Source organism: Rahnella sp. PCH160 (assembly GCF_047784855.1).
GTDB lineage: Bacteria > Pseudomonadota > Gammaproteobacteria > Enterobacterales > Enterobacteriaceae > Rahnella.
The window spans coordinates 1,366,273-1,392,046 of sequence record NZ_JBLOGT010000001.1 but is presented as its reverse complement, the minus strand read 5'-3'; the positions used below and the strand labels follow the sequence as shown (position 1 = coordinate 1,392,046).

At 54.7% G+C, this 25,774-nt stretch carries 22 protein-coding genes and 1 pseudogene; 9 read left to right on the top strand and 14 right to left on the bottom strand.

Annotation, left to right across the window (positions count from 1 at the left end; all coding sequences use genetic code 11):
* Window positions 1-64 precede the first annotated feature (64 nt).
* The 3 genes from ACM5QY_RS06390 to ACM5QY_RS06380 form a co-directional block, all read right to left on the bottom strand.
* The gene (locus tag ACM5QY_RS06390; RefSeq protein ID WP_104924212.1) at window positions 65-1,714 is read right to left on the bottom strand and encodes a Na+/H+ antiporter; all 1,650 of its coding nucleotides are present in this window, start codon (window positions 1,712-1,714) and stop codon (window positions 65-67) included.
* A gap of 814 nt (window positions 1,715-2,528) precedes the next feature.
* Window positions 2,529-3,896 (bottom strand): NCS2 family permease, encoded by a 1,368-nt coding sequence (locus ACM5QY_RS06385; protein WP_416119767.1) that lies wholly within the window; start codon window positions 3,894-3,896, stop codon window positions 2,529-2,531.
* A 468-nt stretch (window positions 3,897-4,364) separates the two neighbouring features.
* The gene (locus ACM5QY_RS06380) at window positions 4,365-5,033 is read right to left on the bottom strand and encodes a glutathione S-transferase family protein (RefSeq protein ID WP_416119766.1); all 669 of its coding nucleotides are present in this window, start codon (window positions 5,031-5,033) and stop codon (window positions 4,365-4,367) included.
* A 266-nt stretch (window positions 5,034-5,299) separates the two neighbouring features.
* Between ACM5QY_RS06380 and ACM5QY_RS06375 the strand changes: the two genes are divergently transcribed.
* Window positions 5,300-7,393: a putative bifunctional diguanylate cyclase/phosphodiesterase gene (locus ACM5QY_RS06375; RefSeq protein ID WP_416119765.1), complete on the top strand. Its 2,094-nt coding sequence runs from the start codon at window positions 5,300-5,302 to the stop codon at window positions 7,391-7,393.
* A gap of 19 nt (window positions 7,394-7,412) precedes the next feature.
* On the opposite strand, the gene ACM5QY_RS06370 is transcribed toward ACM5QY_RS06375, so the two are convergent.
* Both ACM5QY_RS06370 and ACM5QY_RS06365 read right to left on the bottom strand, forming a co-directional pair.
* Window positions 7,413-8,981 (bottom strand): methyl-accepting chemotaxis protein, encoded by a 1,569-nt coding sequence (locus ACM5QY_RS06370; RefSeq protein WP_416119763.1) that lies wholly within the window; start codon window positions 8,979-8,981, stop codon window positions 7,413-7,415.
* 224 nt (window positions 8,982-9,205) lie between these two features.
* The gene (locus ACM5QY_RS06365; RefSeq protein WP_416119762.1) at window positions 9,206-10,012 is read right to left on the bottom strand and encodes an inositol monophosphatase family protein; all 807 of its coding nucleotides are present in this window, start codon (window positions 10,010-10,012) and stop codon (window positions 9,206-9,208) included.
* Window positions 10,013-10,164: 152 nt separating this feature from the next.
* Between ACM5QY_RS06365 and ACM5QY_RS06360 the strand changes: the two genes are divergently transcribed.
* The 3 genes from ACM5QY_RS06360 (at window position 10,165) to ACM5QY_RS06350 (ending at window position 12,787) form a co-directional block, all read left to right on the top strand.
* Window positions 10,165-10,797, top strand: a complete 633-nt coding sequence (locus ACM5QY_RS06360; RefSeq protein ID WP_416119760.1) for a LysE family translocator — start codon at window positions 10,165-10,167, stop codon at window positions 10,795-10,797.
* Window positions 10,798-10,908: 111 nt separating this feature from the next.
* Window positions 10,909-11,997 carry an ABC transporter substrate-binding protein gene (locus ACM5QY_RS06355; RefSeq protein ID WP_416119759.1) on the top strand — a complete coding sequence of 363 codons (1,089 nt, stop codon included), beginning with the start codon at window positions 10,909-10,911 and terminating at the stop codon, window positions 11,995-11,997.
* A gap of 49 nt (window positions 11,998-12,046) precedes the next feature.
* A complete protein-coding gene (locus tag ACM5QY_RS06350) occupies window positions 12,047-12,787 on the top strand; it encodes a molybdate ABC transporter substrate-binding protein (protein WP_416119758.1) in 741 nt (246 codons plus the stop codon).
* 8 nt (window positions 12,788-12,795) lie between these two features.
* Here the strand turns inward: ACM5QY_RS06350 and ACM5QY_RS06345 are convergent, their stop codons facing one another.
* Entirely contained in the window at window positions 12,796-13,653 is an 858-nt protein-coding gene (locus tag ACM5QY_RS06345) for a PA4780 family RIO1-like protein kinase (RefSeq protein ID WP_104924203.1), read from the bottom strand.
* Between the two features lie 448 nt (window positions 13,654-14,101).
* On the opposite strand from ACM5QY_RS06345, the gene ACM5QY_RS06340 reads away from it, so the two are divergent.
* Window positions 14,102-15,217, top strand: coding sequence for an SDR family oxidoreductase (locus tag ACM5QY_RS06340; RefSeq protein WP_416119757.1), 1,116 nt, complete (start codon window positions 14,102-14,104; stop codon window positions 15,215-15,217).
* Window positions 15,218-15,348: 131 nt separating this feature from the next.
* On the opposite strand, the gene ACM5QY_RS06335 is transcribed toward ACM5QY_RS06340, so the two are convergent.
* From ACM5QY_RS06335 to ACM5QY_RS06325, 3 genes are all read right to left on the bottom strand, one after another.
* Window positions 15,349-15,972, bottom strand: a complete 624-nt coding sequence (locus tag ACM5QY_RS06335) for a glutathione S-transferase family protein (RefSeq protein WP_416119755.1) — start codon at window positions 15,970-15,972, stop codon at window positions 15,349-15,351.
* Window positions 15,973-15,996: 24 nt separating this feature from the next.
* Window positions 15,997-16,527 (bottom strand): GNAT family N-acetyltransferase, encoded by a 531-nt coding sequence (locus ACM5QY_RS06330; protein WP_416119754.1) that lies wholly within the window; start codon window positions 16,525-16,527, stop codon window positions 15,997-15,999.
* Between the two features lie 97 nt (window positions 16,528-16,624).
* Window positions 16,625-17,503, bottom strand: coding sequence for an AraC family transcriptional regulator (locus tag ACM5QY_RS06325; RefSeq protein WP_416119752.1), 879 nt, complete (start codon window positions 17,501-17,503; stop codon window positions 16,625-16,627).
* A 188-nt stretch (window positions 17,504-17,691) separates the two neighbouring features.
* Between ACM5QY_RS06325 and ACM5QY_RS06320 the strand changes: the two genes are divergently transcribed.
* Entirely contained in the window at window positions 17,692-18,600 is a 909-nt protein-coding gene (locus ACM5QY_RS06320) for a DMT family transporter (protein WP_416119750.1), read from the top strand.
* Between the two features lie 115 nt (window positions 18,601-18,715).
* Here the strand turns inward: ACM5QY_RS06320 and ACM5QY_RS06315 are convergent, their stop codons facing one another.
* The 3 genes and pseudogenes from ACM5QY_RS06315 to ACM5QY_RS06305 form a co-directional block, all read right to left on the bottom strand.
* A complete protein-coding gene (locus tag ACM5QY_RS06315) occupies window positions 18,716-19,060 on the bottom strand; it encodes a type II toxin-antitoxin system PemK/MazF family toxin (RefSeq protein WP_416119748.1) in 345 nt (114 codons plus the stop codon).
* On the bottom strand, window positions 19,060-19,308 hold the full coding sequence (locus ACM5QY_RS06310; protein WP_195825261.1) for an AbrB/MazE/SpoVT family DNA-binding domain-containing protein: 249 nt from the start codon (window positions 19,306-19,308) through the stop codon (window positions 19,060-19,062). The genes ACM5QY_RS06315 and ACM5QY_RS06310 overlap by 1 nt, the downstream gene beginning before the upstream one ends.
* Before the next feature lie 186 nt (window positions 19,309-19,494).
* Window positions 19,495-20,183, bottom strand: a pseudogene (locus ACM5QY_RS06305) (SDR family NAD(P)-dependent oxidoreductase); the annotation flags it as partial.
* Window positions 20,184-20,295: 112 nt separating this feature from the next.
* Between ACM5QY_RS06305 and ACM5QY_RS06300 the strand changes: the two are divergent.
* Window positions 20,296-21,201 (top strand): LysR family transcriptional regulator, encoded by a 906-nt coding sequence (locus ACM5QY_RS06300; protein ID WP_416119746.1) that lies wholly within the window; start codon window positions 20,296-20,298, stop codon window positions 21,199-21,201.
* Between the two features lie 53 nt (window positions 21,202-21,254).
* On the top strand, window positions 21,255-21,740 hold the full coding sequence (locus ACM5QY_RS06295; RefSeq protein ID WP_416119744.1) for a hypothetical protein: 486 nt from the start codon (window positions 21,255-21,257) through the stop codon (window positions 21,738-21,740).
* 53 nt (window positions 21,741-21,793) lie between these two features.
* On the opposite strand, the gene ACM5QY_RS06290 is transcribed toward ACM5QY_RS06295, so the two are convergent.
* Together ACM5QY_RS06290 and hpxO are read right to left on the bottom strand one after the other, a co-directional pair.
* Window positions 21,794-23,362 (bottom strand): hypothetical protein, encoded by a 1,569-nt coding sequence (locus ACM5QY_RS06290; protein WP_416119742.1) that lies wholly within the window; start codon window positions 23,360-23,362, stop codon window positions 21,794-21,796.
* A gap of 142 nt (window positions 23,363-23,504) precedes the next feature.
* The gene (gene hpxO / locus ACM5QY_RS06285) at window positions 23,505-24,662 is read right to left on the bottom strand and encodes an FAD-dependent urate hydroxylase HpxO (protein ID WP_416119741.1); all 1,158 of its coding nucleotides are present in this window, start codon (window positions 24,660-24,662) and stop codon (window positions 23,505-23,507) included.
* Between the two features lie 235 nt (window positions 24,663-24,897).
* Here hpxO and ACM5QY_RS06280 point away from each other — a divergent pair, with 235 nt between their 5' ends.
* A complete protein-coding gene (locus tag ACM5QY_RS06280; RefSeq protein ID WP_416119740.1) occupies window positions 24,898-25,752 on the top strand; it encodes a LysR family transcriptional regulator in 855 nt (284 codons plus the stop codon).
* The last annotated feature ends 22 nt before the right edge of the window (window positions 25,753-25,774 follow it).

Below are 25,774 nucleotides of genomic sequence, written 5' to 3'. Positions count from 1 at the left end.
GGCTTCCCGCACGTTTCGCGGGAAGCCCCTTTTTGCAGCAGATTAACGCCGGAAAGACGCCCTTTTAGACTTCTTTTTCGACCAGCAACGCTTCCAGTAAATCAAGGTCATGCAGCAGTTTTTGCAGCGTTTCGTTACTGATCTTCTGGGTAGCGCGCAGATGATAAAGCTCACCGCGTTCGGCCCGCAGCGCGGTCAGACGGAAACGGCGCTCTAAGTTTTCGAGCTTCAGCGCGGTTTCCATATCATCGCGATTCGCCGTCCGCCGTCGCAGTGTGCCTATCACGCGGGAACTGATTTCCTTCAGCGTCTGTTCGTCGATGTTTTCTTCAGTATCCGCCGCCAGACGTTCTTCCATCTTATGCAGGCTTTCTATCGCCACTTCTGCCGCCACGGATTTCGCCATGCGCTCTTCTTCGCGATACGTCGTTCCGTCGGCCACCACCACGCCTTTCAGCAGGAACGGCAAGGCAATCACACCGGCAATCAGGGAGAACAAAATGACGCCCGTCGCCAGGAACACCAGTTGATAACGCGACGGGAAGGCCGAACCGTCGGCGAGGAACAGCGGAATCGACAGCACACCGGCGAGGGTAATCGCCCCGCGAACACCGGCAAACGACGCGACCCACAGCTCACGCGTACTGTAGCTGCCAAACAGCAACGGTTTCTTTTTCAGGAAGCGGTTGCTGAAGTTTTTCATCACCCACAGCCAGACGAAACGCAGGATCAGCAGCGCAAAATAGATAATCCCGACGTCGGCAAACAGGTGCCAGGTGACGATTGACGGGTCATGCGTGGCCTGATCAATCGAGTTTTCCAGAATGCCCGGCAACTGCAAACCGAGCATGATGAACACCATCCCGTTGAACACGAATTCCAGCATCGCCCAGACGCTGTTCGCGCGCAGACGCATCGCCAGCGGCGCGTTGCGGATAATGCCTGACTGGCTGATGGTCATCCCGGCGGCGACGGCAGCCAGAATGCCCGACACGCCGATATGTTCGGCAATCAGGTAAGACGCGAACGGCAGCAGCAGCAGGAAAACGATTTGTGTCGCCGGGTCATCGCCGCTCCAGCGGCTCATGATGCGCAGCGATTTACTGTACAGCCACGTCACCGCGACACCCGCCATCAGGCCGCCGATGGCGACTTTGAGGAATTCAACGGTCGCGCCGCCCACGGTGAAAATCATGGTGCCCATCGCCACGGCGATCGCAAATTTGAGTGATACCAGGCCGGACGCGTCATTCATCAGCGCTTCACCTTCGAGCACGCCCATGATTGATTTTGGAATGCGGCCTTTGCCGACAATCCCACCCAACGCCACGGCATCGGTCGGTGACAGCACCGCCGCCAGCGCAAAGGCCGCAACCAGCGGAATATCCGGCACCATCATATAAATCAGATAACCGATACCGACGACGGTGAGTAACACCAGCACCAGCGCCAGCCCGAGAATTTCGCGCCCGTGGTGGAGGAATTCACGGGTCGGGGTTTTCCAGCCATCGGCAAACAGCAGCGGCGGGATGAAGAGGACGAGAAACAGTTCCGGGTCGAAATCCACATGCAGACCAAAACTCGGCACGGCCAGTACCGCACCGACGGCGATCTGCATTAATGGAAGAGGAACCTGAAATGGCAACATTCTGGTGACGACACCGGAGAGCGACACCACCAGAATCAAAATCAGAATGGTAAAGAAGATTTCCATGCTTTCCTTAGACTCTTGTTTTTATGATTTCAATCAGACGGGGTCTGACACATACAGGGGGAATAGTAGATCAAAAGGGGGCATGATTTAAATCGATGCGTGCGGTTGGGGGCTGCGCAGAGCTGTTTTAAAACCAAAATCAAAACCTTGAGTTGCCACTCACACTGGCTTTAAGGTCAAAACCTTGGGCTCGCCGCCCAAACTGGCCCAAAGGGTTTTAAACGAAACCCTTTGGAATCCTGCGTTTTTTTAACTGCGCGCTGTCGCTGGGTCGATGGACGTGTTCTGTTACTCCAGCGTGTGGCGCAAATCCAGGCACTTCGTGCTGCCTTCACTCGGTCTTCGAGCCATAGGTCTCGAAGCCGCTCCGTTCAGCTGGATTTTGAGCGCGCCAGCTTACCCTTCTTAAAGATAAAACCAGTCTGCATTTGAATTGAGAGAAGCCAGTGGCCGCTTTCAAAACGACGTCGAGCGAGGAGTGAGAAACGGCGAGAGTCTTTTTTCGAGCAGGTTCGAACCCGAGGCGAGAGCACCGCGCAGCGGCGGCGTTTGCGGCACTAGCTAGAGTCGCTGAAACATAGCCAGCCAGCGACAGCGCGCAGTAAAAAAAGCGAGGAGAGTGCAGAGAGGAAAAGCACTTTCCTCTCTGCTCGGTTTCGGCGCGAAAGGCCATGTGATAACCGCACATGAAAAACCGAAACTTACGCCAGTCTGTCTTTAAAAATCGCTAATAGTAGCGTGCAGATCCTCTTGACCAGAGCTAAAAGCCCCGATGCAATCGGACAAAAACCGCCCCGAATGCCCGGTCTGGCATTCAGATCGCCCATCCACCGGCATAAAACACCACCAACGCCACGGCGATAATCACCGTTCCGACGTTCAGTTTGCGCCATTCGCCGGAGAAGATGCGGCCAATCACCAGCGCGCTGAAGCCCAGCATGATGCCGGTGACAATGTTACAGGTCAGCACAATGAATACCGCACACAGTAAACCGGACATCGCATCGACGAAGTCGTTGAAGTCCAGTTTGGTCACGTTGCTGAGCATCAGCAGGCCGACGTACATCAGCGCTGGCGCTGTCGCGTAAGCCGGAACCAGATAGGACAGCGGAGACAGGAACAACATCAGCAGGAACAGCACGCCGACCACGGTGGCCGTCAGGCCGGTTTTGCCGCCTGCCGCTGTACCCGCTGCGGATTCAATGTAAACCGCAGCCGGTGATGCGCCGACCAGAGAGGCAAAAATGCTGCTTACGGAGTCAGCCGTCAGGGCTTTGCCGCCGCTGATGATCTGGCCGTTTTCGTCGAGCAGGTTTGCCTGCCCGGCAACGGCGCGGATGGTGCCGGTGGCATCAAAGACCGCCGTCATGACCAGCGCCAGAACGCTGGGCAGCACGGCGGCTTTCAGCGCGCCCATGATATCGAGGTCGAAAATGACCGATTTGCCGTCTGCGCCTGCCAGTGAAGGCATCGCGAACAGGCCCTGATATTTCACCGCTGGGTCGAAAATCAGGCCAATAATGGAAATCGCGATGATCACCAGCAAAATGCCGCCGGGAACACGCAGTTTCTCAAAACCGAAGATCACCGCCAGACCGAGCAACGTCATCACCACCGGGAAAGAGGTAAATGCGCCTAGCGCGACCGGCAAACCGTCCAGCGGGTTTTTCACCACCAGGCCAACGCCGTTAGCAGCGATTAACAACAGGAACAGGCCGATACCGATGCCGGTTCCATGCGCAACGCCGGCCGGCAGGTTGCGCAAAATCCACGAGCGGATGCCCGTGACTGAGATAATCGTGAACAGCACGCCCATCAGGAACACCGCGCCTAACGCCACCGGTACGCTGATGTGCTGACCGAGCACCAGGCTGAATGCCGTAAACGCCGTCAGAGAAATTGCACAGCCAATCGCCAGCGGCAGATTTGCCCACAAGCCCATCAGCAGGGAGCCAAAACCGGCAACCAGACAGGTCGCGACAAACACCGCGCTCGGCGAAAATCCGGCTTTGCCCAGCATGGACGGCACAACAATCACCGAATAGACCATCGCCAGAAACGTCGTTAAACCGGCGATCACTTCCTGGCGGACGTTGCTGCCACGCGCACTGATTTTGAAAAATGCATCAAACGGGCCTTTTGGCGCAACTGCGCTGCCCGTCTGAGGGTGTTGACTCGACATGGAAAATCCTCTGAATGTCTTGACTGATTAGCCGGCGTGGTCATTATGAAATCGTTTCTGCACGTTCGCTTCCTTACCCGTCGCCTGAAACCGCCGAAATCAGCGTCAGACTGACAAGGCAAACGTTTAACTCACATCGCATATGGCGGGACAAAATAATTAAGCAAACGATTATCCGGCCTTTAAACCCCTCATTTCAACTACGTTCGACGACATTTTACCGTTGTCCGGTCAATAAAAACGCGGTTGTGGTGCAAATTCATCCGGCTGGCGATTTACTGTGCGGTAACGGTTGCGCATCAGCGTTATCAGACGGGGTTTTGGCGGGATAAAAGTGCGTGGAAGGAAAAACGAAAAAAATCGCAGAGAAATTGCGCGGCAAATAACAGGATTATTTTCAGGGTTTATTATATTGCGCTCATGGCATCCCTCACCCATCGCCTGAGCGCAACAAAATAGTCCTGACAGTTAACGCAATATAGTGAAGGGTCCGCCATTTTCCAGTGCCTTTTGATAAGCAGGACGCCCCGTCACATTCGATAACCATGCATTTAAGTGTGGGTACTTCCCGAGCCCGGCGCGTGCATTTATTGCCTCTATCGGGAAACTCATCTGAATATCTGCCGCGCTGAACTGATAACCGGCGAAATAAGGATGCGTGGCGAGATGATGTTCCAGATAATCCATGTGGGTATAAATCTGTTTATCCAGATAGTTTTTCTGCACCCCCTGCCCGATCGCACCCGCAATAGGGCGAATCAGCCACGGCATCGGCGGCTTGCCTAAACGGCTGAAAATCAGTTTCATCACCAGCAACGGCATCAGCGAACCTTCCGAATAATGCATCCAGTAGCGGTATTGCTGGCGCTCAGCGAAGGCCGCCGGTTTGAGCGTCCCGGCCTCATCATAAACTTCCTGCAAGTATTCGATGATGGCACCGGACTCCGCGAGGATCAGCCCGTTGTCTTCCAGCACCGGCGATTTGCCCAGAGGATGCACTTTTTTCAGCGAAGCGGGGGCCAGCATCGACTTTTCGTCCCGCTGATAACGCTGAATTTCGTAGGGAACGCTCAGCTCTTCCAGCATCCATAAGATTCGCTGCGAACGTGAATTATCCAAATGATGCACTGTGATCATAAATATTTCCCATCCTGTTTCATTTAATTATTTGTTAACTATAGACAAGGTATGAATAGCCGGTTCAGATTCATTTAAAAACCATGATGTTTATCCGGTTTATTAACAACGAGATTCGCCCGTAAATTATTTTCATTTGATTAAAATCACTTACGGATTAATCTTAATTACACGAAAAAATTATCGTAACTTCATTCGCCTTTAATAAATCTTAATGCCATTATCGCCGAATCTAAAATAGACCCCCTGCTTGCGTGGAGCCTGACATGTTTTCCAGTAATTACAACAATGTGCTTGTAATGTTTTCGTTCATTGTTGCAATGCTTGCCTCTTATACCGCGCTTGATATGGCTGGCCGCGTTGCCACAACAGAGGGAAAGGCTTCCCGTCTCTGGTTAAGTGGGGGTGCCATTGCCATGGGCATCGGGATTTGGTCCATGCATTTTATCGGCATGCTGGCCTTTAATTCTGCAATGCCAATGGGTTACGACCCGTTCATCACGTTGCTTTCTATGGTGATCGCTATTATCTCGTCGGCCTTTGCGCTGTGGCTGGTCTGCCTGCCGCATTTACCGGCGAGACGTTTGCTGGCCGGCGCGTTGCTGATGGGCGGCGGAATTGCCGCGATGCATTACACCGGCATGGCCGCGATGCTGATGATGCCGACGATTATTTATGATTACTGGTGGGTGGCACTGTCCGTTATCGTGGCGATCGTCGCCTCGGGCGCCGCCTTGTGGATGGCGTTCCATCTGCGCCAGCAATCCCCCAACGTCCGGCTGTTACGCGTCAGCGCCGCAGTGGTAATGGGCACGGCGATTGTCGGTATGCATTACATCGGCATGGCGGCGGCGAAATTCCCGATGGACAGCCACAGTATGGCGGCGTTCAGCGGTGTGGATAACAACTGGCTGGCGCTGCTGGTGATCGTGGTGACGCTGGCGATTCTGGCGATCACGCTCATTATTTCAGTTCTCGATGGCCGTATGCAGGCGCGCACGTCCATTCTGGCGTCGTCGCTGGCGAAAGCCAACCGCGAGCTGACGCAACTGGCGCTGCACGATAATCTCACCCGTTTGCCGAACCGCCTGCTGCTGGAAGATCGCCTCGGGCAAGCCTTCCAGAAAGCGTCGCGCGGTGAATCTCAGTTTGCCGTGCTGTTTCTCGATCTCGACGGTTTTAAAGCGGTGAATGACGCGTTCGGCCACCATATCGGCGATCAGTTGCTGATCTCGGTGACAGAACGTTTGCAATCTCAGCTCCGTGCAACAGATACGCTGGCGCGTCTGGGGGGTGATGAATTTGTACTGCTGATGGAAATAACAGAACCGGCCGATGCTTCGCAACTGGCTGACCGGCTGGTGCATCTGATTGCGCGTCCGTTTTACGTTTCCCGCTACGAACTGCTGGTGTCCGCCAGTATTGGCATTGCCGTCTATCCGGGTGACGGCGAAAACGAACGCGAGCTCATCCTCAATGCGGATGCGGCGATGTATCACACCAAAAACTCCGGCCGCAACGGGCACAGTTTCTTCCAGCCGTCGATGAACGCCAACGCGCAAAATCAGTTGCAGATGCTCAATGATTTGCGTCTGGCGATTGAACACCACGAGCTGCGTTTGCATTACCAGCCCAAATTTATTGCGCCTTACGGGCCGGTCAGCGGATTCGAAGCGCTGCTGCGCTGGGAGCGCAACGGCATCACCCTTAGCCCGGACGTCTTCCTGCCACTGGCGGAAAAAACCGGTCTGATCATTCCGATAGGTGAATGGGTGCTGAACGAAGCGTGCCGGCAATTGCGCGAATGGCATCTTGCCGGACACATTCACTGGAGCGTTGCCGTTAACCTTTCCACCCTGCAGTTTGAGCAGGCCAATCTGGTGGAAATGGTGATAGACACCATCGAACGTCATCAGATCCCGGCGGAAATGCTGACGCTGGAAGTGACGGAAACCACGGCGATGCGCAACCCGGATGTCAGCGTGGAAATTCTCGAACGCCTGACGCAATACGGCGTTAAGGCGTCTATTGATGATTTCGGTACCGGCTATTCCAGCCTGCTGTATCTGAAACGCCTGCCCGCCAGCGAGCTGAAAATCGACGGCGCGTTTATTAACGATCTGATTGCGGGAAGTGAAGATGCCAGCATTGTTTCGGCGATCATTGCGCTGGGGCAGACGCTGAATCTGAAAGTGGTGGCCGAAGGCGTGGAAACCATCCAGCAGCAGGATTTCCTGACGCAACTGGGCTGCGACACGTTACAGGGCTATCTGCTGGGGCGTCCGATGACGCCGCAACAGATTGCCCAACATCCCGATTCTGACTGGGAGGCTCAGGTCAAAATCATCGATAAAATCTGACGCTGTGCAGCCCTGACGTTCAGCTTTGAACTGCCGCCGTGCGGAAAAACCGCACGGCATTGCGCAACTCGATGCTCTGTTCCGTCAGGGATTGCGCCGCAGCGGCGGCCTGTTCAACCAGCGCCGCATTCTGCTGCGTCACCCTGTCCATCTGATCAACCGCAATCCCGACTTCGTGAATCCCCGTGTGCTGTTCCGAACTCGCGGTCGAAATTTCACTGACGATCCCGGCGACTTTATTCACTGAACTGACGATATCCTGCATCGCTTTACTGGCACGATCCGCCTGCTGTGACCCCTCAGCGATTTTGCTGACCGTCCCCTGGATCAGGTCTTTAATTTCTTTCGCCGCCTGCCCGCTTTTTTGCGCCAGAACGCGGACTTCGCTGGCGACCACGGCAAATCCTTTCCCTTGCGTTCCCGCGCGGGCGGCTTCCACGGCCGCATTCAGCGCCAGTAAGTTGGTCTGAAACGCAATGCCCTCAATCACGCTGATAATGTTGATGATCTCGCGGGAACTGCCGGAAACGTCGCGCATATGCGCCTGCATTCCGGTCACAATCGCGCCGCCCTGTGAGGCTGTTTTCGACGTTTCATGCGCCAGCGCGCTGGCTTCACGGGCATTTTCGGCATTCTGGCTGACGGTCGTTGTCAGGTTTTGCATGTTTGAACTGGTCTGCACCAGCGATGCCGCCTGTTCTTCCGTGCGCTGCGACAAATCGATATTGCCTTGTTCGATTTCGCTGGCGGCGTGATTGATGGACTCGCTGCCTTCCATAATCTGATGAATGGTTTTGTTGAGCTGCTGATTCATCCCTTCCAGCGAGGCCAGCAGGCTGCCGGTATCGCCCGGTTTGAGCGCAATTTTCGCCGCCAGATTTCCGGCGGCGATTTCACGCATGATCGACGCCGCATACGCCGGTTCGCCACCCAGCTGTTTCACCAGATTGCGCGCCAGCAGTAACGCCATCGCCAGCGAGACAAGAAAGGTGAAGCCCACCAGCGCCAGGAACATCATGCTGGCATTGTGATAACGGCTGCGGGCCTGCGCGGCGGCCTTTTCACTGTTTGCCAGCTCGTCGCTGACCAGCGTCGCCAGATCGGCCATCAGCTGTGTGCGGTATTTGCGTGAGTTGTCGCCGCTGATTTGTGTCGCCTGCGCAATGTCGTTGCGCTCAACGGCGGCAATGACGGCGTCGTTAGCCAGCGAGAACTGCTCAAAGTTATTCACGATTTGCGTAAACAGCGCGGATTTACTGCCGCCGCTGTCCAGTTTGTGGTAGGCATTTTCGGCGGCTTTAAAATTCGCCACGGCCTGCAAGATTTCGCCCCGGTGGCCGTCGCGCGACGCCCCCTGTGGCGAGGCGATGTACTGCACCTGTTGCAGCCGCAATTCGGCCAGCGTCCCGCGCATGACTAACGGATACTGAACGCCGGGCAGCCGGTAGGCGCGGTAACTTTCAATTTGCTGATTGCTGCCGTTGAGCAGCCAGGCAGACATCGCTGCGAGGATCAGCATCAGACCCAGAACGAGCGCGAAAGCACCCAGTAAGCGCGTCAGTACAGAGAGATTGGTTATTTTTTTCATCCGGACACTTCGTTAAGTCAGTGACTTGAAACTGTGATAACGGCAACCGGAGGAAGAACTTTAGGATAAATGAAACTATATTTCACTTTGTTAAACACTGACTTTCAAAATGTAATTCGGGCGTTACTGAACGAATTTTTCGTGTTACCTGCGGGGGATGAAAACTTGATGTGGCTGGCATTTTTGGCGTTACGCTCGTTTATGCTGAGAATAACGCCAGAAGGTTATTGGGGTGCAAAATCCGGCCATAACGGCTGAACCACGGACAGCAGATGGGCCGTTACGGTGGCTACGGACATGTGGCGATAATTCTCGGTGCCGTCCGGCAATTGCGTGAATTTCACCACGGTTTCCAGCCCGGCTTCCTGACATAACACCGCGCCTCCGGCGATATCCCACAACGTGGTACGCCGTTGCAGATGGCCGTCGATAATCCCTTTGGCGGCAAACACCATGCCGACAGTCGTACAGCGGTAACAATGCACCGACCATTCTGCCGCGCGCAGCCCCTGATAAAATGCCGACGCCTCATCCAGCTTGTCGTCCGAACTGTCCCCCAGCGACACAATCTGGACATCGCCAAAACGGTCGTCGCGGCAGAAAGGTTTACCGTTATGGAAAATGCCCTTTCCGGATTCTGCGGCAAAAAGTTCGTTCAGCACCGGCAACGCAACCACGCCGATCACCGGTTTTTTCTGTTCGACCAGTCCGAGCGAAACGCCCCACAGCGGCGAACCGCGCAGGAAATTCGACGTACCGTCGATCGGATCAATCACCCAGCAGGCCGCATCCGTAAGCGTGCCGCCCAGCTCTTCGCCGATAATCGCATCCTGCGGAAAATGCTGTGCCAGCTGCGCGCGGATAAACTGTTCAACCGCCACATCGGCTTCCGAAACAAAATCCTGCGTCCGTTTACTGCTGACTTCGATACTGTCCCGGCGGTTGAAAAAACCTATCGCCAGTTCTGCCGCCTGAGCCGCAATCTGACTGGCTAACGCCAGCTTTGCGGACATCGTAGTGTGAGTCATCATAAATCCTGATTTTTCAGTCTGAAGAAAAAATACGCGGTCATAGAATGCACCGGATTTGATGAATAAAAAATGACAACTGGCCGCTTGCCAAAACAACGCAAAATCTTCTATATCTGTGTGCTTAACTTTTCAGCGTGAAGCCGGAGAAAACCATGCCAGATGCCGCCCATTGGATCCCCTTTTTACTGATTTGTATTGGTCTGGTGTTAACACCCGGCCCGAATATGATTTACCTGATTTCGCGCTCGCTGTGCCAGGGGCCGAAAGCCGGGCTGATTTCCCTCGGCGGCGTGGTGCTGGGTTTTCTGTTTTACATGTTGTTTGCCGCGCTCGGCATTACCGCGCTGCTGATGGCGGTGCCGTTTGCCTATGACGCCCTGCGGATCGGCGGCGCAGCGTACTTGCTCTATATGGCGTGGCAGGCGGTGAAACCCGGCGGACGCTCGCCGTTTCAGGTCAGAGATTTGCCGCGCGACAGCAACAGAAAACTGTTTACCATGGGGCTGGTGACAAATTTACTGAATCCGAAAGCCGCAGTGTTGTACCTGACGTTATTACCGCAATTCATCGTTCCTGAGCAAGGTCACGTCCTCATGCAATCTCTGGTGCTGGGCATCACGCAAATCATCGTCAGCTTTACCTTCAACGCCCTGATCGCGCTCTCGGCGGGAAATATCGCCCTGTTTCTGGCTGGCCGCCCGTTGTGGATGGTGCTTCAGCGCTGGTTTATGGGCGCAGTGCTTGGCGGGCTGGCGGTGCGTATGCTGCTCGACGGACGTAAATAGCGCCATAAAACAGATAAAGCCGTTTCTGAAAGCGGCTTTGTCTCCGGTCATATTCAGTCTCTGACTAACGCTATATAATCCTCTGCACAACGAAAACAGAGGAATTCATACGTGCGCGCATTCACTTCCAAATTACTGCCATTCGCTTTACTGCCCGGCCTTGTCCTGAGCTTTTCATCGCAATCTGCCCTGGCTTCACGCCAGATCACCGACCAGCTCGGGCGTCAGGTGACGATCCCCGATCAGGTTGATCGCGTTGTCGTGCTGCAGCACCAGACGCTGAATCTTCTGGTCCAGCTTGATGCTACAAAAGATATCGTCGGCGTGCTCAATAACTGGCAGCAACAGCTGGGCAGCGGGTATGTACGTCTCGCGCCGTCTCTGGAAAAAACGCCGGTGGTGGGCGATTTAACCAGCGTGAATCTTGAAAGCGTGGTCGCCCTGCATCCGCAGGTGGTGTTCGTCACCAACTATGCGCCGCAGGAAATGATCGACCAGATCAGCCAGACCGGTATCGCGGTGGTCGCCGTTTCTTTGCGTGATGATCCGAAAGGGGAAGAACATAAGATGAATCCGGTGCTGCCGGATGAAGATCGGGCGTATAGCGAAGGATTGAAAAAAGGGATCCAGCTGATCGGGGAAGTGGTCAACCGTCAGAAACAGGCGCAGTCATTGATCGACTATACTTTTGCTCAGCGCCAGTTAACCGGCACGCGGCTAAAAACGATCCCGGCTGACCAGCGCATTCGCACTTACATGGCTAACCCTGACCTGACCACTTACGGTTCCGGCAAATATACCGGGCTGATGATGTCCCATGCCGGTGCGTTTAACGTCGCCGCGGCGACCGTGAAAGGCTACAAGCAGGTATCACTTGAGCAGGTGATCGTCTGGAACCCGCAGGTGATCTTTGTGCAGGACAGGTATCCGGAAGTTGTCAGTCAGATCAGCAACGATCCGAAATGGCAGAGCATTGATGCGGTCAAAAATCATCGCGTTTATCTGATGCCGGAATACGCCAAAGCGTGGGGCTACCCGATGCCCGAAGCGCTGGCGATCGGTGAATTGTGGATGGCGAAAAAACTGTATCCGCAAAAATTCGCCGACATCGATATGCAAAAACAGGCTAACGCTTATTATCAGCGCTTCTACCGGACAGACTTCAAACCTGCCGCCGAAGCGGCGCACGCGGGAAAATAACCTCGTCCCGGTGCCGTACTTTTTTGGGGTAATGTGACAAGGAGATCTGATGACAAACTCAATCAAAGTGCTGGCTGCAGGCAGTCTGCGCCGCGCATGGGCACCGTTGTGTGAGGCTTTCCAGCAAAAGACCGGCAGCAAGGTTGTGACGGAATTCGGCCCCGCCGGGCTGCTGCGCGACAGAATTGAACAGGGGGAAAAAACCGACTTATTCGCTTCGGCCAACACCGCGCATCCGCTGGCGTTGCAGCAGCACGGCAAGGCGCTGGAGGTCGAAGCCTTCTGCGGAAACAGTCTGTGCGTGACGGCGCGCAAAGGGCCGGCGCTGGACAAGCTCAACTGGTTGAGTGTTTTACTGGATCCGCGTTTTCGCCTGGCGACATCAACACCGCAAAGCGATCCTTCCGGCGATTACACCTGGCAGATGTTTGAGCTGATTGAACGGCGTCATCCGGGCGCGGGCGAAGCCTTGCGCAATAAAGCGCTGCGTCTGGTCGGTGGTGAGAAATCGGCAAAAATCCCGGAAGGGAAACTGGCAGCAGAATGGCTGATTGGCAGCGGGCAAGCCGACGTGTTTATCGGCTACACCAGTTACGCGGCTTCGCTGCGGGAAAACGATGCGCTGGAGGTTTACAACATTCCGGCCGATTACAACGTGCGAGCCAGGTATGCACTCGCGACGTGTACGGAAAAAGCCAAACCGCTGGCAGAATTTATTCTTGCAGAGACCGGCCAGCATATTTTGCAGAATGCCGGTTTCTGTGGGAAACACTCGGTGATGCAGGAATAGTCGTCGGGTTAGTGGTCTAAATCACGCTCTTTCATTGCGCGCTGACGGTCATAATACTCATCTTCAGCGGCGATGATTTCATCGAGCAGGGAATCCACATCGGCTTTATGCGTATCTTCGGCAAACAGGCCGGTCAGAGGCGTTTCCGGGGTCAGTTTACCGTCCTCGTATAGCGCCCAGATTTCTTTCGCATAACGCGTTTCCAGCAACTGCGGTGCGAACTGACCATAATATTCGGTCATGTTATTCACATCGCGTTCAAACATCGATTCGGCATGATTGTTCGCGGCGGCGTCCACGGCCTGCGGCAGGTCAATTATCACCGGCCCGTCGGCATCCATCAGCACGTTAAATTCTGACAAATCCCCGTGAACAATCCCCGCGCACAACATGCGCACGATATTGCGGATCATGGTTTCGAAATCCGCCACGGCTTCTTCTTCGGTCAGAATGACGTCGCTCAGACGCGGCGCAACCACGCCGTCAGCGTCCGTGATCAGCTCCATCAGCAGCACGCCATCCAGACAAATGTACGGTTGCGGCACGCGCACCCCGGCGTTCGCCAGACGGAACAACGCATCCACTTCAGCCGTTTGCCAGGACTCTTCCTGCTGCTTACGTCCGAACTTTGACCCTTTTTGCATCGCACGCGCGTTGCGGGTATTACGGACTTTGCGGCCCTCCTGATATTGCACGGCTTGCTTGAAGCTACGCTGCGTTGCTTCTTTATAAACTTTTGCGCAACGGATCTCTTCACCGCATAAAACGGTGTAAACGTCGGCTTCTTTGCCACTTTTCAAACGACGGACCACATCGTCTATCAGGCCGTCATCCACCAGAGGTTGGATTCTATTTGGGATTTTCATGCAGCCTTGTACCTCATTTCAGCGCATGAGGGAATGACCTGCGCAATATTCCCTGCATTACACACCAGACACGCCGTTCGCGTCATCCTTTCTTAATCCTTCTTTTTCACTATACTCAAGCCTACAGTCTAACGTAGTGGCGGTTGAGTGGATACTTTCTGCACGCAGGTTCTTGCCATTCTGCGATGAAAATGTTGTCCGGTGCCCGCTGATATCCCGTTAGCGCCCCGCTTTAATTTGACTTAATTATTTTATTCACACCTGATAATTATTTCCTGTTGTAAGTAATGGTACCCGATTATTTAATTTTCATGACAACGGAACCTTTTCCCTTTTTTAAGCTTTTCGTGCTGTTGAGGTTGTGTTTACTTGCGGCAAAATCTGGTATACGTTCCGTTTAGAATAAGGGTGATACTGTGCCGTTAATTTCCCGTTGCAGGTCATCATTATGAACACTATTTTAATTACAGGCGCTACTGGTTTCGTCGGCGGAGCTGTCGTTGAATATATTCTCCGTCAGCAATTAAGTTCTAAAAACCAATTATTACTTTTAGTCAGGGCTGACAATAATGCGACGGGACTCGCCAGAATTATCGACAATTTGAAAAAATTCGGATTATCAGACGAACTGCTTGCGACTATTAGCGAGCAATCTATATTAACCGGCGATCTTGCCGAACCCGAAAAATTTATTCAAGACCCGCGTTTAGATACTGTCACGCATGTTATTAACTGCGCCGCGATTGCTTCATTTGGCAATAACCCGGCTATGTGGCGTGTCAATGTTGAAGGCTCGCTGATTTTTGCCAAACGTATGGCAGAGGTCCAGGGCTTACAGCGGTTTGTCCACGTCGGCACCGCGATGGCGTCAATGCCGGATAAAGACAGCGTGTTTTATGAAGGCATGCCAGACAACGAGCACAACGAAGACCTGGTGCAGTACACGGCGTCCAAGCGCGCCATCGAAAATCTGGTGCGCAGCGAATGCCCGAATCTGCCGTTTGTGGTCGCCCGTCCGTCAATCATTGTGGGCCACACGCAGTATGGCTGCCAGCCGTCGAGCAGCATATTCTGGGTCTTCATGATGGCGATTAAACTGAAGAAATTTACCTGCACGCTCGACGATCAGGTGGATGTCATTCCGGTCGATTATTGTGCCATGGTACTGGTTAAACTGTGCCTTGCAGCTGAACTCAGCCACAGTTTCTATCATATTTCTTCCGGTGAAGAAATGTGTACGCCATTCCATGAAATAGATACGTCTGTTGCAAAAGCCAATAATACGTCACGTATTATCAGTGAATATCAGCAGATCAGTTATCAGGAATTTACCGGCATCCGCAAACAATTTAAAGACGTGCTCGGCCCGTGTAATGATAAAATCATTCTGCGTGCAATAAAGCTTTATGGCGGCTTTGCACAATTAAATGTGAAATTTGATAACTCACGCTTGCTGAATATGGGTATTCCTAAACCCGCTGCATTCAAAAGTTATATTGATAAATGTGTTTCGTCTACTCGCGGTCAGACAATAACTGAACTGATGAGAGTGGACTTTAAATAAACCGATGCGTCTGTTTGAGTCATCAAACGACCCTCTGTTTTTTATCGCTGCCTGAAAGACAAAGAGGACGGTTTAGAATACCACGACGCCGCAAAGGACATTGCGGCGTCGTTTTTTTACGGCACGGCGGCTCAGACCAGGCCGTTTCGCCCATAAAGCCGGAAGCCTTCACGCTGGTTTAACCGGTCATAATAGGCGGATACCGCAGGCAATGCCGGGCGCGACATCGGTGTCATTGACCAGCGGTTTACCGCCAGCCCGAGCGGAATATCTGCCAGCGTAAAATTATCGCCCAGCACGTAATCGCCGCTGTGCTGTAATTGCGCTTCAAACATCTGCATGTGGCGGTTCCATTCGCTGACACTGGCATCAATCAGCGCCTGATCCTGATGCTGCGCGCTGTTGCGCGCCAGCGCCATAAACGCATAACGCCATGAATTATTCAGTTCGCCCGCCTGCCAGTCCATCCACTGTTCCGTCAGCGCACGACGTTTCGGGTCAGAAGAAAGCAAATCCTCGCGCCCTTCTCTGGCAACCAGATAACGGCAAATCACGTTGGATTCCCACAAAACAAACTCGTCGTCGAGCACCACCGGCACCATCGCATTCGGGTTCAGCGCCTTAAATTCCGGTGTCTGCGTGGACTGAAATCCCGCGCCAAACTGCTCCTGCTCAAAATCCAGCCCCAGCTCGTGGCAGGTCCACAAGACTTTACGCACGTTGATTGACGGCGATTTACCCAAAATCTTCAGCATGACTTCCCCTAAATGTGGAACCGATTAACGGCGGATAAAAATCCGCGTTTTTTCACCGTGATACGTCGTGTCTGTTTGTGCAACAAAACCACACTTCTCCGCCAGCCGGATTGAGGCCTGATGTTCCGGTGCGATAATGCAGCACAGCGGACGATCAAGACGGGTTTCAGCCCAGTTCAGCACCGCCTGCGCGGCCTCAAAAGCATAGCCTTTGCCATGATATTTTGGCGAAACTACCCAGCCCATTTCCGCCATGCCGTTCAGCGAAGGCGTGGTTTCACGCTGATAATCGGCCAGGCCGATTTCCCCGACAAACGCCCCTTCGGCACCTTCATGTTTTTCAAACACAATCCAGTAGCCAAAACCGAGCATCGACCAGTGGCCGGGATAACGCAGCAACCGGCTCCAGCTGGCCTCGCGGGTGGACGGCGTGCCGCCGATATATTTCACGACGGCCGGATCGGCCCACTGCGCGACGATATCTTCGAAATCATCCACGCAATGGGCGCGCAAAATCAAACGTTCGGTTTCAAGAACGGGTGCCTGAGTCAGCATAGTTTTCCCTGGAGTTTTTCTGATTTGTTCCGATGGCCTTTAACTTAGCATTGGAATTGTTCGGTCGGAAAGCGGGGTTTGGGGCCGGAAAAGAAAATCACACAATAATGCCGCTGCGCAGCGCCGAAGGCGTTATGCCGCGCACCGATTTAAAGCGGTGACTGAAATGGCTGGCGGAGCTGAACCCGCATTCCAGAGCAATTGAAGTGATATCCCGCGTGCTGTTCTTCAACAGATTTTCTGCCTGAATCAGCCGCGCATTCATCACATACTGGTGCGGTGCCATGCCCATGCTGAGCTTAAACATGCGGGCAAAATGAAACTCGCTGAGTTCCGCCAGCAGCGCCAGTTCCGGCAGCAATAACGGCTCGGCCAGATGCGCGTGAATATAGTCTTTTACACTGTTGAGAATGTACGGCGCGAGCCCGCCGCGCACCACCGGCAGCGCCCACTGCAACTGCGTGTAATTTTTGACCAGATGCGCCATCAGCAGATTTGCTGCGCTGCTCAGCATCAGCTGATTGCTGTTTTCCTGCCACTGGCTGCTGAGCAAAAAGTGGCGATACAAGAGCGTAATCTGCGGATCTTCCTCAAAGGTGCGTTCTTCCACCAGAATCGACGCCGGGCTGCGATCCCACGTCTGTTCCACCAGATGCCGCAGATGATCGTCAGAACAATACAGATGCACAAACGATAAATCGTCGCGCACATCCCAGCTCGACATGCTGTCTTTTGGCATCAGGCAAAAACGATCCGGCCCGCCGCCATTACGCCAGCCGCCGCGGGTTTTGTGATAACACTCATACCCGTCGGCGACGTAAAGACTCAGCGTATGGTGGTCCGGACTTTCCTGCGTCACGATGTCATTTTTGTTCGACCAGGCCGCCAGCTGAATGCCGGAGCCCAGCGCCACACTGTCGTGCAGAACCGCTTTGTGCTTACGCAGCGTTTCGAAAGCCTGATAAACCTTCGCCATGATGAGCACCGTGTGGAGGAAAGAGGAGATTCAGTTTACGTTTTCAGGCACCGGTTGAGCCAGATTTTGCTGCCACTGAACCGCAAAAAATGCGCAAGAATATGCAACTCACCGCAATCCGCTGAAATCCCGTTGCGCCTTATTCCGGCAGACTTACGTTCAATCAATACTTTGCGTGAGAGAAGTCCATGAATGTGTTTTTGTATATCTCGGTGATTATGATCTGGGGCACCACCTGGTTTGCGATTTATCTGCAACAGGGCGACGTGCCGGTAACCGTTTCGATTTTTTACCGCTTCCTGCTTTCCGCCGTGATTATGCTGGTAGCGCTGCTGGCCGCCCGCCGTTTGCGCCGTCTGGCACTGAAAGATCATCTGTTTTGCATGGTGCAGGGTTGCTGCGTTTTTTGCTTCAACTTTTACTGTTTCTATCATGCGGCGGCGTACATAACCAGCGGGCTGGAATCAGTGATTTTCTCAATGGCGGTACTGTTTAACGCCTTTAACGGGATGCTGTTTTTCCGCCAGAAACTGGCACCGGCGGTCATGCCCGCATCCCTCCTCGGACTGGCGGGCATAGTGACCCTGTTCTGGCACGACCTGAGCGCCGCCCATATCGCACCGGAATTACTTAAAGGCATCGGCCTCAGCCTGCTCGGTACTTACGGCTTCTCGCTCGGCAATATGATCAGCTCGCGCCATCAGCGCCACGGTCTGGACGTGCTGTCCACCAATACCTACGCGATGTTTTACGGTACGGCAGTGATGGGCGCGCTGAGTCTGGTTCAGGGCGCGTCCTTCGCCCTCGACCTGCGACCGCAATACATCGGCTCGCTGGTTTACCTATCGGTGTTTGGCTCGGTGCTGGCCTTTGGCATGTATTTCACGCTGGTCGGACGCATCGGCGCGAGTCAGGCGGCTTACAGCACGCTGTTGTTTCCGCTGGTCGCACTGACGGTTTCCACGTTCTGTGAAAGTTATCAGTGGCATACCAACGCCGTTATCGGGCTGGCACTGATTCTTATGGGCAATCTGGTGATGTTTTTCCGCCCGTCGTGGCGGGAGATTTTTCGCCGGAAAGCGGCGTTAACCGGCTAAGACGCCAGCCCGTCGAACTGCCTGAGGATCCGGCTCATCACCTGTTTCATTTGCGCGATAGCCGCAGGCCGTGGCGCTGGGAATTGAAGCCGAAAGCTGGCCGGGAAGGCAACCTTCAGGCCAGTAAACTTTCACCGCCAATCAGCGGGATAATTCGGGCGAGTACATCGTTAAAGACACCTTCTTCAGCAACGGCGATGAATTTAGCCTGCCGCTGACGCCAGTCCATCGTGTGGATAAGCGTTGTCGCCACCACGCACGGCGAGCTCAGATTATTCACAGGCACTTCAGTTGGCGCACCTCTGACACTGGTGCTCACAGGCATGCAAATCACCAGCCCGGTGACCTGATTGTATGTTTCATGAGACAAAATCAGCGCCGGGCGATATTTGCCAATTTCCTTTCCCTTGGTAGGCTCAAAATCGAGCCAGCAAATATCCCCGCGCTTTGGTAAATACATTAATAATCAAGCTCCTTGTCAGTGGGTTCAGCTAATTCGTCCGCGTGAGCAGTATACGCGCTCAAACCTGATAACAAGCTCGCCTCCGTGACCTTTTGCTTCTCGGCTTTTCGAATTTGCAGCCCTTCTTCAGAAACCTCAATGTCAACGACATCGCCTTCTTCAAATTGTGGAATTGACTTCAAATTTCCTGAAAGACGTAACGCGATGCTGTTACCCCATTTCTGTAATGTCGCCTGAGTCCGCATGTTCATGACCTCACTGTATGTATCTACAAAGAGTATACATCCAAAAGTCTGCGGGCGTATTCCCCATGCAGACTTTTGCGAGCGGCCTTCCGGTTTTAGTGATGCCTTTAAAGCCGCCTCTCTAAATAATCCCCCGTTCACTTTCAGCGTCTGGCCGTTGACCCATGCGCCGTCGGGGCCCGCGAGGAAGGACACAACGGATGCGATGTCTTCCGGCTGGCCGAGGCGTTCGAGGGGGCGGCTTTGGCAATGTTTTCGATCAACTGATCGGATTTACCGTTGAGGAATAAATCCGTTGCCGTCGGGCCCGGCGCGACGGTGTTGACGGTGATTTGGCGGCCACGCATTTCTTTGGTCAGTACGCGGCTCAGCGCTTCCACCGCGGCTTTGGTCGCGGCGTAAACGCCGTAGGTTGGCTGATATAAACCCACCACCGTAGAGGAGAAATTGATAATGCGTCCGCCGTTATGCAGGTGTTTTGCCGCTTCGCGCAGGGTGTTGAACGTGCCTTTCAGGTTGATGTCGATCAGGCGGTCAAACGCAGCATCGTCGGTGTCAGCGATAGCCGAAAGCGTCATGATCCCGGCGTTATTCACCAGCACATCCACGCCGCCAAAGGCTTGCTGTGCGCGGGCAAACATACGGCTGACCGCAGCAGCATCACTGACATCTGCCTGCGCGGCGATGGCTTTTCCGCCTGCCTGTTCGATTTTGCTTACTACCGCGTCAGCTTCTGCCTCGCCGCGTGAATAGTTCACGATGACCGTGAAACCGTCCAGCGCCAGACGCTCAGCGATGGCCGCGCCGATACCGCGTGATGCGCCGGTGATCAGCGCGACTTTATTGTGAGCCGGATTTTGAGTGGGAGAAGTCATAATGTTTTCCTCTGGGTCTGTTGAAGTGTGGCGACAGACAAAGAGTAGTGGATTGACGCTGCCGGATAATTACCCGATATTCGTTATCACTATCCGGTAAAAGCGAACAATCATGGATAAACTCGACAGTATGCGGCTGTTTACCCGCGTGGTGGAGCTGCGCAGTTTTACGCAGGCCGCGCAGGATCTGAACCTGAAACGTTCGACAGTGACCGACGCCATTAAGCAGCTCGAAGTGCGGCTGAACGTTCGTTTGCTGCAACGCACCACCCGCCATGTCAGCCCGACGCTGGACGGCGAGGCATATTATCAGCGTTGTCTGCGCATTCTGGCCGACGTGGAAGATGCCGAGATGGATTTCGCCGGTGCGCAGCCCAAAGGTTTATTGCGGGTGGACGTCCACGGTTCGCTGGCCAGGCATTTTCTTCTGCCCGGTCTGCCGGATTTTCTGGCTCAGTATCCTGAGATTGAATTTTACCTGAGTGAAGGCGACCGGTTCGTAGACCTGGTCCGGGAAGGTATCGACTGCGTGATCCGCGCGGGCGAACTGAAAGACAGTGATATGGTGGCGCGCCCGCTGGGAACGCTGCCGGAAATCACCTGCGCCAGTCCGGCGTATCTTGCGCATTTTGGTACGCCGGAAACACCGGATGACCTCGCAACCCACCGGATGATTGGCTACCGCTCAAGTGCAACCGGCGGGCTGTTGCCACTGGTTTTTCATCAGAACGGAAAAGCGCGGGAAGTGATTTTGCCGACCCGTTTGTCGGTCAACGGTGCGGAAAGCATGAAAGAAGCGGCGCGGCGCGGAATGGGCATTATACAGGTGCCGCATTACGGTTTAACCGACGATCTGGCGCAGGGCACGCTGGTGCAGATTCTGGCGGATTACCCGGTCGGCGCGTTGCCGGTTGCGCTGCTTTACCCCCGTAACCGCCAGCTATCGCCCCGTGTGCGGGTATTTATCGACTGGATGGTGAAGGAGTTTGTGCGGCGCAGTCGTGTACTGACGGGATAGACCGTCTGGATGAATGCGGAGTATGTTAGAAAGCTATCGATTGGGAGAAACCGATGACCACACCCGCTGTATTACTGCATATCGGCCAAGAAGAGACGCAAATTATCGTCAAAAATTCCACGGCTGAAGACAAGATGTTGCCGCTGACGCTGGGCTCGCAGCTGACGTCCGTGGGCTATTTCCGCCACACGCCGCCAACGCCGGACGAAATGGAAACCGCCATTATGGTGGTGGAAGATGAAATTATCCGTATCCGGCACGACATTCCCGCCGGCGCGGCGCTGTTCAGCACAGACAACGATATCCGCGCGCTGGCACGCATTGCCGGTGTGGCAGAAAACGAGGTGATGACGCTGTCGCTCGACGCCGTCGAACGGACATTTGACCGGCTGGCGCTGGTGATCAACGGACGCCCTGCGCACTTTGAAGGGCTGCCGGACGGCAATGATTTCGCGGCCACTTTGCTGATTTTGCGCGAGTTCATGCACCATCTGCAATTTGCAGAAATCACCGTGCAGGGAACGAAATTTGAGATGTAAGCAGAAAGCATAACAGCCTCATGCGCGGCTGTTACTCTTTTAGTGACCCCGATTCAGGCCGAGGTATTTTTCAGTTGCGCGGGGTCAGATTCCAGCAACACCAGACCGCTGAGATCCGGCAGCGACTGGTGCGCCAGATAATCCCGGAACGACATGCGCGGCGCATCGTTTTGCCACGCAGATTGCAGCTTGCCAAGCAAATCCGTGGTTTTTGACGTTTCCACCGGCGTCGTCGTGTCGGATTCCAGCCAGCCTTTCACATACTTCTGAATATGCGTTGAGGTGCTGGCGGACTGATCCACAAACGCACTCACCAGCGCCCCTTTGTGGTACTGAACCGACGTCTCACTTTCGGCTTTATCATCAATCTGATAGTACAAATAATTTTGCGAATTTTTGTCAGTCGTCAGGTTCAGCTGAAGCCCCGGCGTTAATGGCTGATGGAAGCTCGCGACCAGATGTGACTGCTGCTTCTGCGTGATATTGCGGTTCTGCGTGCTGTCGCCTGTGATTGTGCTGGCCTGCGAAACCTCGTAGGAGAACGTATCCACTTCGCTGAGCTTCATCGGATTGGTTTTATGCGTTGGCGTCTGCGTGACTGACGCGGTGAAATCCGCCAGCCCGGTCATCATGTTCTTATCAGTTTTGGTCAGCGAGAAATAAACCGGTTCTGAACCGCTGCTTTTGTACGTTGTCGCCGTTTCGCCGTAATTGCTGTTGAGCGCCGTAAACGCGTCTTTAAACATGTCCATCAGCGAGGCGTCGGCATTGCCGCGCGCTCCCACACTGCTGAACTGTTTCAGATACTGATTCAGCGCCTGTTTCTGCTGTGACTCCGTGCCGAGAAGTGCACGTTTGCTCATGTCCACGCTGATATCCACCGTGCCGAGCTCGCCGGTGGATTTCACTGAACGCGTGCTGGCGTCGGCGTGGAAATCCAGCGTTTGGGTCGTGATTTTGCCCAGCGTGGCATGCAAATCAACGGAAGACAGGACCGACGTATCGAATTGGGTTAATCCGCTCAGATCCAGCTTCGGCGGTTGCGCGGTCAGCCCGTCAATGGCTTTCTGAAAACCGTCGGCCAGACCGGCCAGAGCAGTGCGATCGGCCTCCGTCAGCGTGCCTTTGGTGACGCTCACCTGCACGCCCAGACCGTCGGCATCGCTGCCCAGGGTGATATCCACCAGTGCGCCGCTGGCCGTTTTCACGCTCAGGGTGATCTGGTTATCCGCTTTGGTATGAAGTTGCGATTGCGCACTGCTGACGGCGGAAGCCGAACCCGCCGTCTGCTTTAAGACCGATTGCGAATAACTGCCTGCCTCCGTGGCAAACCGCGCCATCAGCGCCGCGCCCAGCCCGGCGAAACGCGCTGCATTGCCTGCCGAACTGAAGTTACCCGCCAGCTTCGACGAGATAAGATCGGCGGACGCATTTTCCCACACCAGTGGCGGTTTGGTGATGGCGTAAACGGGCGTGCTGCTGGTCGCCTGCCCGATCGTCACGGAAGTCGACTGCGTCGCCGCCGCTTGCTGGCTGGCGACGGCGGTCACGGTTGCCGTGGTTTTGGTGGCGGCCAGCAGCGGAGTGGCTGACTGATTGCCTGTCGCAGAAATGATTGTCATCCCGATAGTTCCCTTGTGTTGCGCCATAGCGCCAGTGGATACCCTGATCCTTCTGATGCTATTTTCGGCAAAACCACAGGAAACTTTAAGGACATGTAAAAGTCTGTTTCTGAAAATGCGAACTGCGACGCCCGGCGTTATGTCATTCCAGCGGACCGCCCAGAATGGTTTCGCACATGCCGGAAAGAATACGTTCGCCGGTTTCCTGCTTCAGATCTTCATACCACTGGCCGGTGACCGCCATGTCTTTGCCGTGCGTGACGTCGCAGCGTTTACGCGCTTTCAGCACCAGATCTTTCACGCGATACGCCCGCTTTTCCTGATAGCGCAGCAGCGCGTCTTCAATGCCTAACGAATTGGTTTGCAACGCATTGGCCAGCACCACGGCGTCTTCCATTGCCGCGCAGCCGCCCTGCCCGATATCCGGCGTCGTGCTGTGGCCGGAGTCGCCGAGCAGCGCAATCCGCCCTTTCACCAGTTGCATAAACGGTTCGATATCATGAATTTCAATCCGGTTGGTGGTATCAGGGTTAATCAGTCCGATAAGTTTCTGCACCGGTTCTGCCCAGCCGGAAAAATAGCGCTCTAAATCGTCGTGCACCGTAGTGCGGTCTTCCGGCAGGCCTTTTGGCAGCGGAACATCAAAGAAAAAGTAGAAACGGTTGTCGCTCACCGGCATCAGTGAAACGCGTTTGCCTTCGCCGACGAACGTCGTCCACTGATCGGCAGGCGCGATGCTTTCATCGATTTCCACCAGCCCGTTCCAGTTAACGTAACCGGCATAGCGGCGCTCGGTGGCGTAGCCCAGAACGTGCTGACGCAGGACAGAATGCGTGCCGTCGGCGGCAATCAGCACATCGCCGGTCGCGGATGTTCCGTCGTCAAACCAGGCAGTAACGCTGTCTGCGGATTCTTCCACGTGCGTAACCCGTTTGCCAAACTGCACCTGATCGCGGCCATAGGTGTCGAGCAACATCGACTGAAGTTCCGCGCGCGCCACCGGATACGGCTGCTCACCCACGCTTTGAATCAGCGGATCCATTGAGAACCGCGTCAGGGTCTGGCCCTGCTGATACTCTTTGTAGGCCATGAAACGCATCTGGCCGCCCAGCTTGCGGAGCGGCTCTTTCATCCCGAGGTAATTCAGGCATTTGACGCCGTTCGGCCAGATAGAAATCGCCGCGCCCACCGGTTTCATCTCTTTCACCGCCTCGTATACCGCCGTTTCGATACCAAAACGCTTCAGCGCAATCGCCGCACATGTCCCGCCAATACCGCCACCAATCACGATCGCTTTCATATTTTTCTCCTTGAAGTCTCACAAGGAAAAAGCAATTTCTGTACCAGAAAGCGGATTTGCGCAATAAGCCTTGTATACAATCTTAAGGAAAATGGATGCCCGCCGCAGAATGACCCGAATGCGCTAAAACAAGGCGCAGCGACCGCGAAATGAGCCAGTCGGGTGCGTGGGTATGAAGATTGATACTCTTCGAACTATTCAGATTTCAAATACCACAACCAGAAGTAGTGATGAAATGAATCGCGATCCCATGTTCAGCCCGCAACAGTTGCTCAGTTTTGTAGCCGTGTGCGAAACCGGCAGTTTTACCCGCGCCGCCGACCGCGTTTATCTTTCGCAATCGACGGTCAGCCAGCAGATCCGACGGCTCGAAGACGCGCTGGGTAAACCGTTGCTGGAACGCACGTCGCATCAGGTTCAGCTCACCGAAGAAGGCGAGCGGCTGCTTGGCTATGCGCGGAGGATTATCGCGCTCAACGGCGAGGCGCACGACGCGCTGAGCGATCAGTGGCCGGACGGCATTGTACGTCTCGGCGTGCCGGAAGATTTTGCGGCCGCCACCACGTCTTTGCTGGCGCAGTTTTGCCGCGAGCATCCGCATATCCGGCTGGACGTCACCAGCGGCTTAAGCCACGAACTGCGCCGCGCGTGGCAGCAGGACATGCTGGATATTATTCTGGTGAAACAGCTGACCGGCGAGAAAGCCAATGCGCCGCGCCCCGAGCCGATGCTGTGGCTCGACAGCGCCGGGTTTCCGGCTTTTGAGCGCGATCCGGTGCCGCTGGTGCTGTTTCCGCTCAACGGTTTGTATCGCGAAGAATTGTGTCAGGCACTGGACGCCATCGGGCGCAGCTGGCGGATCAGTTACAGCAGCGCCAGCCTCGCCGCGCTGGTCGCCGCAAGCGCCGCCGGGCTGGGTGTCACGCTTCTGCCCGCCAGCTGTGTCACGCCGGAACACCGTATTCTCGGCGCAGAAAGCGGCTTACCCACCGTGGATAACGTCGAACTGGCGCTGTTTTACCGCCCGGACGCCACGGCGGCGCAAATCGCGCTGGCGGGAAAATTGCGCGAGTTTTGCCAGCTCAGCTGAGCATTGCGTTTCCCACTGACAG

What these genes read in the sequence shown, in the direction of transcription:
- ACM5QY_RS06390 (WP_104924212.1), bottom strand. Translation starts at nt 1,714, where the DNA reads ATGGAAATCTTCTTTACCATTCTGATTTTGATTCTGGTGGTGTCGCTC.
- ACM5QY_RS06385 (WP_416119767.1), bottom strand. Translation starts at nt 3,896, where the DNA reads ATGTCGAGTCAACACCCTCAGACGGGCAGCGCAGTTGCGCCAAAAGGC.
- ACM5QY_RS06380 (WP_416119766.1), bottom strand. Translation starts at nt 5,033, where the DNA reads ATGATCACAGTGCATCATTTGGATAATTCACGTTCGCAGCGAATCTTA.
- ACM5QY_RS06375 (WP_416119765.1), top strand. Translation starts at nt 5,300, where the DNA reads ATGTTTTCCAGTAATTACAACAATGTGCTTGTAATGTTTTCGTTCATT.
- ACM5QY_RS06370 (WP_416119763.1), bottom strand. Translation starts at nt 8,981, where the DNA reads ATGAAAAAAATAACCAATCTCTCTGTACTGACGCGCTTACTGGGTGCT.
- ACM5QY_RS06365 (WP_416119762.1), bottom strand. Translation starts at nt 10,012, where the DNA reads ATGATGACTCACACTACGATGTCCGCAAAGCTGGCGTTAGCCAGTCAG.
- ACM5QY_RS06360 (WP_416119760.1), top strand. Translation starts at nt 10,165, where the DNA reads ATGCCAGATGCCGCCCATTGGATCCCCTTTTTACTGATTTGTATTGGT.
- ACM5QY_RS06350 (WP_416119758.1), top strand. Translation starts at nt 12,047, where the DNA reads ATGACAAACTCAATCAAAGTGCTGGCTGCAGGCAGTCTGCGCCGCGCA.
- ACM5QY_RS06345 (WP_104924203.1), bottom strand. Translation starts at nt 13,653, where the DNA reads ATGAAAATCCCAAATAGAATCCAACCTCTGGTGGATGACGGCCTGATA.
- ACM5QY_RS06340 (WP_416119757.1), top strand. Translation starts at nt 14,102, where the DNA reads ATGAACACTATTTTAATTACAGGCGCTACTGGTTTCGTCGGCGGAGCT.
- ACM5QY_RS06335 (WP_416119755.1), bottom strand. Translation starts at nt 15,972, where the DNA reads ATGCTGAAGATTTTGGGTAAATCGCCGTCAATCAACGTGCGTAAAGTC.
- ACM5QY_RS06330 (WP_416119754.1), bottom strand. Translation starts at nt 16,527, where the DNA reads ATGCTGACTCAGGCACCCGTTCTTGAAACCGAACGTTTGATTTTGCGC.
- ACM5QY_RS06325 (WP_416119752.1), bottom strand. Translation starts at nt 17,503, where the DNA reads ATGGCGAAGGTTTATCAGGCTTTCGAAACGCTGCGTAAGCACAAAGCG.
- ACM5QY_RS06320 (WP_416119750.1), top strand. Translation starts at nt 17,692, where the DNA reads ATGAATGTGTTTTTGTATATCTCGGTGATTATGATCTGGGGCACCACC.
- ACM5QY_RS06315 (WP_416119748.1), bottom strand. Translation starts at nt 19,060, where the DNA reads ATGTATTTACCAAAGCGCGGGGATATTTGCTGGCTCGATTTTGAGCCT.
- ACM5QY_RS06310 (WP_195825261.1), bottom strand. Translation starts at nt 19,308, where the DNA reads ATGCGGACTCAGGCGACATTACAGAAATGGGGTAACAGCATCGCGTTA.
- ACM5QY_RS06300 (WP_416119746.1), top strand. Translation starts at nt 20,296, where the DNA reads ATGGATAAACTCGACAGTATGCGGCTGTTTACCCGCGTGGTGGAGCTG.
- ACM5QY_RS06295 (WP_416119744.1), top strand. Translation starts at nt 21,255, where the DNA reads ATGACCACACCCGCTGTATTACTGCATATCGGCCAAGAAGAGACGCAA.
- ACM5QY_RS06290 (WP_416119742.1), bottom strand. Translation starts at nt 23,362, where the DNA reads ATGACAATCATTTCTGCGACAGGCAATCAGTCAGCCACTCCGCTGCTG.
- hpxO (WP_416119741.1), bottom strand. Translation starts at nt 24,662, where the DNA reads ATGAAAGCGATCGTGATTGGTGGCGGTATTGGCGGGACATGTGCGGCG.
- ACM5QY_RS06280 (WP_416119740.1), top strand. Translation starts at nt 24,898, where the DNA reads ATGAATCGCGATCCCATGTTCAGCCCGCAACAGTTGCTCAGTTTTGTA.